This is a genomic window from Pseudoalteromonas sp. Ld20 (assembly GCF_045064175.1).
Taxonomy (GTDB): Bacteria; Pseudomonadota; Gammaproteobacteria; order Enterobacterales; family Alteromonadaceae; genus Pseudoalteromonas; species Pseudoalteromonas neustonica.
Genome location: NZ_JBISHB010000013.1, coordinates 1 through 1,141 on the forward strand (window position 1 = coordinate 1; position 1,141 = coordinate 1,141).

The window sequence follows — 1,141 nt, forward strand, 5'->3', positions numbered from 1 at the left end:
GATAACGACACGTTATTAACGAATGTCGATATTACCTTAACGGGTAAGGATATCTTCGGTTCAGACATTAACCTGACAACGCAAACAAACGCGCAAGGTGAATACACGTTCGCTGATTTATTTGCTTCAGATGATAATGGTTACACCGTAACGCAAACGCAACCTGCGCTTTATAAAGACGGTGTTGAGCGTAATAGCTCGGGTGCTATTGCAGGCTCTGATCTAACAGATACGGTTACCGTTGCGCTTTCTACAAACAATCAGCTTGTTGACTTTACAGAGCAAAATCCAGATACAGCAAGCGTTTCGGGACGTGTGTATTTCGATGAAAACCAAGACGGTACACTTGCCGGTAACGATAAGTTACTTACTGGCGTAGCGATTACCTTAATAGGTAAAGACATCTTCGGGACTGACATTAACCTGACAACGCAAACGAATGCGCAAGGTGAATATGTTTTCGTGAATTTATTTGCTTCCGATGCGACGGGGTACACCGTGACGCAAACGCAACTTGCGCTTTATAAAGACGGTGTTGAGCGTAACAATGCAGGTGTAATTGCAGGCTCTGATCTAACGGATACGGTTACCGTTGTGCTTTCAACAAGCAATCAGCTAGTTGACTTCACAGAGCAGAATCCAGATACAGCGACTATTTCAGGGCGTGTGTATTTTGATGCAAACCAAGATGGCACCATTGCTGATAACGATAAGTTACTTGCTGGCGTAGCGATTACCTTAATAGGTCAAGATATCTTCGGGACTGACATTAACCTGACAACGCAAACAAGCGCGCAAGGTGAATACACGTTCGCTGATTTATTTGCCTCAGATGCCAACGGTTATACCGTAACGCAAACCCAACCTGCACTTTATAAAGACGGTGTTGAGCGTAACAATGTAGGAGTAATTGCAGGCTCTGATCTAACGGATAAAGTGACTGTTGTGCTGACGACAAGCAACGAGCTTGTTGACTTCACAGAGCAAAACCCAGATACAGCAAGCGTGTCAGGCCGTGTGTACTTCGATGAAAATCAAGACGGCACCATTACAGGTAACGACACGTTATTAGCCAATGTAGACATTACCTTAATAGGTAAAGACATCTTCGGGACTGACATTAACCTGACAACGCAAACAA

At 44.2% G+C, this 1,141-nt stretch carries 1 protein-coding gene; it reads left to right on the top strand.

The annotated features are described in order from the left end of the window. Nucleotides 1-1,141: SdrD B-like domain-containing protein (locus ACJJVX_RS00195; RefSeq protein ID WP_405629475.1), on the top strand; the 1,141-nt coding region annotated here is incomplete at both ends.